Below are 7094 nucleotides of genomic sequence, written 5' to 3' on the forward strand. Positions count from 1 at the left end.
CACGCCCTTACCCCAGGGCGTGGCCTTTTCATTCCGAAAGGTCATTTCTTGATCTGCATCAAGGAACTGATGCGCCGCGGGTGGGACAAGGGCAGGCATACACTGGACAGGTTCCCATGAATCTCTACACCGCCCCAGATCCGAATGACATCGAGCGCGTCAGTGTCGAGCCGGTCAACGCCCGGCGCAACCAACAGCCTCTCTATGCGCCGCGCAAGAAGATTTTTCCAAAGCGCGCCGAGGGTCGATTCCGCCGGTTCAAATGGATGGTGATGCTGATCACGCTCGGCATTTATTACCTGGCGCCGTGGATCCGTTGGGATCGCGGTCCCTACGCCACCGGTCAGGCAATTCTCGTCGACCTCTCCTCGCGGCGTTTCTTCTTTTTCTTCATCGAAATCTGGCCCCAGGAATTCTACTATGTCGCGGGCCTGCTCGTCATGGCGGGGTTTGGCCTCTTCCTCGTCACCGCCGCGGTCGGCCGCGCCTGGTGCGGCTACGCCTGTCCGCAAACCGTCTGGGTCGATCTCTTCCTCGTCGTCGAACGCGCCATCGAAGGCGACCGAAATGCGCGAATGAAGCTCGACGCCGGCCCCTTCACCTTCGACAAGCTCAGCAAGCGGCTGATCAAGCATGCGATCTGGCTGCTGATCGGAGCCGCCACCGGCGGCGCATGGATCTTCTATTTTGCCGACGCGCCGAGCCTGGCGGCTTCGCTGTTTGCCGGCAGTGCCCCTGCCGCCGCCTATGCCACCATCGCCATCCTGACCGCCACGACCTATGTGCTTGGCGGGCTCATGCGCGAGCAGGTGTGCACCTATATGTGTCCGTGGCCGCGCATTCAGGGCGCGATGCTGGACGAAAATTCGCTTGCCGTCACCTACAATGACTGGCGGGGCGAGCAGAGGTCGCGCCACGCCAAGAAAGCCCAGGCCAAGGGCCTGCCGGTCGGTGATTGCGTGGATTGCAATGCCTGCGTTGCGGTCTGTCCGATGGGAATCGACATTCGCGATGGTCAGCAGATGGAATGCATCACATGCGCTCTCTGTATCGATGCCTGTGACGGCGTCATGGACAAGCTCGGAAAACCTCGCGGCCTGATCGCCTATGCGACGCTCAGCGAATATTCGAGCAACATGTCGCTTGCGACGGAGGGAGGACGGACAGCTATCCAGCCCTCGAATGTCCGAAACGCTGATGGAAGCTTCATCTCGGCGGTCCGGCATTTCGACTGGCGGATCATCTTTCGTCCGAGAATCGTGTTCTACGCCGTCGTCTGGGCATCGATCGGCATTGCCATGGTCATCCATCTTGCCTTCCGCGAACGACTCGAACTCAACGTCGTCCATGATCGCAACCCCCAATATGTCCTTGAAAGCGACGGCTCCATCCGCAACGGCTACACACTTCGCGTCCTCAACATGGTGCCGACGCCGCGGGATGTGACCATCACTCTCGTCGGGCTCGAAGGCGGCATGATGCGCATTCCCGAGTTCGGCAGGCAGGATGGCCGCAGCTTCACGGTCAATGCCGAACCTGACGCGGCCACGACGATCAAGGTCTTCGTGACGCGCAAGCCTGACGGGGCCGAGATCAACGAATTCCTCTTCGTCATCGAAGATACGGGCCATTCCGACCGGGCGACCTATCGCGCGGCGTTCAACGCACCGGGAGAGGTGAAATGAAGGCTTCCACTAGAGGTTTTACCGGTTTGCACATGCTTCTTGCCACCTCGGCATTTTTCGCCGTCGTGATCGCCGTCAATATCACCATGGCCGTGTATGCTTCATCCAGCTGGAGCGGCCTGGTCGTCGAAAACACCTATGTGGCCAGCCAGGAATTCAACGGCAAGGCGGCAGCGATGAAGGCGATGGCCGCCTCCGGCGTTGAGGGCGCTCTCTCCGTCAACGGCCGCGCGATCCGCTACGACATCCGTGACGGCAAGGGCGCGCCTGCGATCATCGACGAAGTCACGCTGAATTTCAAAAGGCCGGTCGGTGATCACGAGGATTTCCACCTGACCCTCCGGAAGACGGGCGAGGGCCGGTTCGAAGCCGACCACGAGGTCGCCGGCGGCGACTGGATCGTCGAAGCCATATCGAGAAAGAACGGCTTGGTCGTCATGGATGAGGCCAAGCGCATCGATACTGCGGAGTTTGGCCGATGACCTGCTGCTCCATGGATACGGAAAGCGTGCTCGCCCTCATCGCGACATCCGCCAGCGCCGACGAAATTCGGCTCGCCAGCCACCCGCTCGGCGCCGGATTGCATCAGCTCGACCTCAGTGTACCCGACATCCACTGCGGCGGCTGCATATCCACCCTCGAAAAGGCGATCTCGGCGCTTCCCTTCGTCAAAAAAGCCCGGGTCAATCTCACTGCCCGCCGGGTCAGCTGCATTTATCAAGGGGAAATCGAGAAGCGGGCGACTGACCCCTCCGAAATCCTGGCAACGATCAATGCGGCCGGATACCGCGCGCATCTCTTCACACCCGCCGCACCTGAAAACGACAGGATCAGGAACCAGCTGCTGCTGGCGATCGGAGTCTCGGGTTTTGCAGCCGCCAACATCATGCTGCTCTCGGTGTCGGTCTGGTCTGGCGCCGACGCGGCGACCCGCGACATGTTTCACTGGATCTCGGCGATGATTGCGGCCCCCGCGCTGGTCTATGCGGGGCGCTTCTTCTTCAAATCGGCATGGAACGCCCTGAAACGCGGGCGCACCAACATGGACGTTCCGATCTCGCTTGCCGTGACGCTGTCGTATGCCGTCTCCCTGTGGGAGACGGTGCATCACGGCGAACACGCATGGTTCGACGCCTCGGTTTCGCTGCTGTTCTTTCTGCTGATCGGCAGAACGCTCGATCACGTCATGCGGGAAAAGGCCCGCGCCGCGATCAACGGACTTGCAAGACTTGCCCCGCGCGGGGCGTTGCTGATGATGACTGACGGATCGCGCCGCTACGTTCCGGTGGAAGAGATCGCGGTGGGTGACGATATCGCGATCGCGGCAGGCGAGCGCATCCCGGTCGACGGCACGATCGTCAGCGGCGAGAGCGACGTGGACCTCTCCATCGTCACCGGTGAAATCAGGCCGGTCGCAGTCGCCAAAGGCAGCGCGGTGAATTCGGGGGCCATGAATCTGACCGGCTCGCTCATCCTGCGGGCGACGAAAGTGGCGAGAGATTCCCTTCTATCAGAAATCATCAGCCTCATGGAAGCTGCCGAAGGCAGCAGGGCCGGCTATCGCCGGATCGCCGATCGGGCCGCAGCACTCTATTCCCCGGCCGTGCACCTGTTGGCGCTGATGGCCTTACTGGGCTGGGGATTTTTCTGCGGCGACTGGAAACAGGCGATGCTGGTCGCGGTCGCGGTGCTGATCATTACCTGCCCGTGCGCGCTCGGCCTTGCCGTTCCTGTGGTCCAGGTGGTCGCTGCGGGCGAGCTTTTCCGCAAGGGCATCATGGTCAAGGACGGTTCTGCACTCGAAAGACTCGCCGAAGCGGATATCATCGCCTTCGACAAGACCGGCACACTAACGATGGGGCGGCCGCGTCTCGTCGCGGTCGAAGCCACCGACGCGGACAATGCCGCCATCGCCACCGCATTAGCCGCGCATTCACGGCATCCTCTCTCCCAGGCGCTGCTGCGGGACATTGAGAAGGCTTCTTCATTCTCCTTCGACAGGGTCACGGAAATCCCGGGCGGGGGGCTGGAGGCCTGCAATGGAACGGATGTCTATCGGCTGGGCAACCGCGCCTTTGCCTGCGGAACCGCCCCTACGCCCGGCACGGAGGATGGGCCGTTTTCGGAAGTGATCCTGTCGAAGAACGGCGCCGATCTGGCACGTTTCCTCTTTGACGACACGCTTCGCCCGGGTGCTGCCGAAGCTGTTTGCGCTCTCGCTGCCACCGGCCTTGAAACGCTGATGGTATCCGGCGACAGGCAAAATGTCGTCGACAACACGGCGCAGGCTCTCGGCATTGAAAGGGCTCTGGGCGCCTTGGCGCCGAAGCAGAAAGTCGAGGAATGCCAAAGGCTGAGCGGCGAGGGTCGCCGCGTGCTTATGGTCGGCGACGGGATCAACGACGCCCCGGCGCTTGCCACAGCGCATGTCTCGATGGCGCCCGCCACCGCATCCGACATCGGCAGGCAGGCCGCCGATCTGGTCTTTTTCAACGATCGGCTCGATGCCGTTCCGCAAGCGGTCGCCATTGCGCGAAGATCCGCCAGCCTGATCCGGCAGAACTTTGTTCTGGCCATCGGCTACAACGTGCTGGCGGTTCCGATCGCGATCGCCGGACTGGCGACGCCGCTGATCGCAGCCGTGGCCATGTCGACATCATCGATCATCGTCGTAACCAATGCGCTGCGGTTGAATGCCTTTGGCAAACATTCTCCCATGCGGAGCGAAGCGCAAGCCAGCGGAGAGGTGAAGACCGCATGAACATGCTGATCTATCTGATCCCGATCGCGCTGCTGATGGGGGGAATGGGCCTGCTCGCATTCCTCTGGTCGCTGAAAAGCGGCCAGTACGACGACCTTGAAGGTGCCGCCTGGCGAATTCTCGTCGAAGACGAAACCGAGCGCAAAGGACCTTGATGCCGCATCCGGGTCAAAACGAGAGGAAGATCGATGCTTGCGAAAAATCCCATACTTTTGCGGTCTGACCTGTTCGACGGCCTCGACGACGCCACGATACAAGAATTGGCCGCCACAGCTCAGTTGCAAACCTTCGCTCCTGACGAGCGGATCATCGCCGAAGGCCAGCCGGCGTCGTTCGTCTATTGCGTTATCAGCGGATTCGTCCGTCTTTCCAAATCCGAATCCACCGGGCGCCAGGCAGATGTCTGCGTCTGCGAGCCCGGCGACACCTTCGGCGAATATCTTCTGTCGGGCGGCGGAGCCTACGCCTACAGCGCGTGTTCCGCCGACGGGGCGGAGGTGGCCTTGTTCGAACTTGCATACTTGCGGGCTCTCGCCGACCGCGACCCCTTCATTCATCGCAACGTCATGCGTATCATGACCCGACATCTGCTCGGCGCAATGGATTGCATTGCTGGAGACCGGCTGCACACGGCCGCGCAGCGCGTCGCGAACTACCTCGTAAGCCGGTGCCCTGCCGCAGCCTCACAGGCCACGTTTCGCCTGCCTTACCGGAAGAGGATTCTGGCCGGCAAACTAGGGCTTGCGCCCGAAGCGCTGTCGCGGGCATTCGCGGCGCTCGTTCCCGCAGGTGTCGAAGTCAAAGGTAAGGTCGTGCTGGTCGACAGTGTCGATCTGTTGCGGAAGGCCTGCTGACGTCGGGAACAAGCCGGCAAAACACGCCGTAATTTGGCCGGGCTTCAATGTGGTGGCGGGAGCCACAGGAGATAAGAGATGACGCGCAAGCAGAAGCGCCTTGCGGTGATTGCTGGCGGGATGAGTTTCATCCTGGCGGCGGTGTTGTTGGTGATGTTCGCCTTCAGCCAGTCGGTGGCCTATTTCTACATGCCGGCCGATCTTGCCAAGACGCCGGTGGCGCCGGAGACCCGCATCCGGCTCGGCGGCCTGGTCGGGGCGGGCAGCGTCGTGCGCGGCGCCGGCTCGACGGTGGAGTTTTCCGTCACCGACGGCAGCGCCAATGCGGTGAAGGTCAGATATACCGGCATCCTGCCCGATCTGTTCCGCGAGGGCCAGGGGGTCGTCACCGAGGGCATGTTTGCCCCAGGCAGCAACGTCTTTACCGCCGACACCGTGCTGGCCAAGCATGACGAGACCTATATGCCGAAGGAAGTGGCCGACAAGCTGAAACAGCAGGGGCTGTGGCAGGAAGGCCAGGGGCAGGGGCAGAGCCAAGATCCGGGGCAGGAGCAGGAGGCGAAAGCCCTCGTCGGACCCATCTCCTCCACCGCCGTCAATCCGGACGAAGTGCTGGCTCATCCGGCGCTGGAGGGCGCGCGCCCGGAGCGAATGTGACGGCGGTCATGAGCAGATTGATGAAGATCAAAGCGGTATGAACACCCTGTCTCTAGCATATCTTCAAATACAATTATGATCAGTGAGGCAGCGACCATGCAAGCAAGGGATATAATGACCACGAATGTGGTTTCGATCAGCCCGGTGGTGAGTGTGCGCCATGCGGTCGCGATGATGCTGCAAAATCATGTCAGCGGCCTTCCCGTCGTCGACGACCACGACCGCATCTGCGGCATGGTGACGGAGGGTGATCTGCTCCTACGCCGGGAGGTCCGCTTTTCTCCCCGTCCGGCGCGGGCGCCGGAGCTGATATCCGAGATCGACCTCGAACGTTACATTGGCAGCAACGGATGGTGTGTGGCAGATGTCATGTCCCAGGACGTCATCGTCGCCCGGCCCGACAGCGAAGTCTCCGATATTGCCGAAAGCTTGCAGGTGCACCGTATCAAGCGGCTGCCGATCGTCGAAGACGAACGTCTGGTCGGGATCGTGAGCCGACGGGATATCCTGCGTGTCATCGCCGAGGCGCCGACAACGGTATTGCCGCGGGGAGACGAGGCCATCACGCTGGCGGTGCGAACCCGGCTGAGATCGGATCTCGGTCTGACGCCGCAAAAAGTCCAGGTTTCCGTCCGGAACGGGCAGGTGACGGTCGACGGACACGTGGAATCCGAGCTCAAGCGCAGGGCGATCAAGGTTCTCATCGAGGGCCTTGGCGGCATTGCCGGCTATAAGGATTGCCTGCTCGTATCGCCAGTTCGCAACCTGGATTGAAGTTTCGGTCGCGTTGGCGCGCCGTCACGCCGAAGTGACGAGGAGGCTTGCTCGATCTGTGAATCGAGCAAGCCATCTGTCAACTTCCCTGGTTGACACGGGAGCTCCCGACTCGCCCCGTGACACTACACCAGCCCCAGGCTTCCTCATTGATGTAACGCAATCACGGCGACCCCCGCGAAAGCACGCGACTTGCGCCGAACTTGACGGAGATCAAATACCGACCGGCTGCCCCGATGTATCGCTTGACCTCGCAAAAGGGAGCATCTGATGGATTTCGAAGCATTTTTCAAAAACGAGCTGGACGGGCTTCATGCCGAGGGCCGCTACCGCGTTTTTGCCGATCTCGAACGTCAACGCGGC

Annotated in this window: 7 protein-coding genes; all 7 read left to right on the top strand. The window is 61.6% G+C overall.

From position 1 onward, the window contains the following. Positions 1 to 116: 116 nt before the first annotated feature. The 7 genes from ccoG (at position 117) to FHT70_RS07930 (ending at position 6731) form a co-directional block, all read left to right on the top strand. Positions 117 to 1685 (top strand): cytochrome c oxidase accessory protein CcoG, encoded by a 1569-nt coding sequence (gene ccoG / locus FHT70_RS07900; RefSeq protein ID WP_183700080.1) that lies wholly within the window; start codon positions 117 to 119, stop codon positions 1683 to 1685. After that, positions 1682 to 2167: a FixH family protein gene (locus FHT70_RS07905; RefSeq protein WP_183700082.1), complete on the top strand. Its 486-nt coding sequence runs from the start codon at positions 1682 to 1684 to the stop codon at positions 2165 to 2167. The genes ccoG and FHT70_RS07905 overlap by 4 nt, the downstream gene beginning before the upstream one ends. Continuing rightward, on the top strand, positions 2164 to 4446 hold the full coding sequence (locus FHT70_RS07910) for a cation-translocating P-type ATPase (RefSeq protein ID WP_183700084.1): 2283 nt from the start codon (positions 2164 to 2166) through the stop codon (positions 4444 to 4446). The genes FHT70_RS07905 and FHT70_RS07910 overlap by 4 nt, the downstream gene beginning before the upstream one ends. Next, positions 4443 to 4601: a cbb3-type cytochrome oxidase assembly protein CcoS gene (gene ccoS, locus FHT70_RS07915; protein ID WP_085780663.1), complete on the top strand. Its 159-nt coding sequence runs from the start codon at positions 4443 to 4445 to the stop codon at positions 4599 to 4601. Before FHT70_RS07910 ends, ccoS begins: the two co-directional genes overlap by 4 nt. A gap of 33 nt (positions 4602 to 4634) precedes the next feature. Next, positions 4635 to 5300, top strand: coding sequence for a cyclic nucleotide-binding domain-containing protein (locus FHT70_RS07920; RefSeq protein WP_183700086.1), 666 nt, complete (start codon positions 4635 to 4637; stop codon positions 5298 to 5300). Between the two features lie 78 nt (positions 5301 to 5378). Continuing rightward, complete coding sequence (gene ccmE, locus FHT70_RS07925; protein WP_246721777.1) at positions 5379 to 5957, top strand: cytochrome c maturation protein CcmE; 579 nt, start codon at positions 5379 to 5381, stop codon at positions 5955 to 5957. Positions 5958 to 6053: 96 nt separating this feature from the next. After that, positions 6054 to 6731: a CBS domain-containing protein gene (locus FHT70_RS07930; RefSeq protein WP_085781248.1), complete on the top strand. Its 678-nt coding sequence runs from the start codon at positions 6054 to 6056 to the stop codon at positions 6729 to 6731. Positions 6732 to 7094: the final 363 nt, after the last annotated feature.

This window comes from Rhizobium sp. BK049 (assembly GCF_014193135.1).
Lineage (GTDB): Bacteria > Pseudomonadota > Alphaproteobacteria > Rhizobiales > Rhizobiaceae > Rhizobium.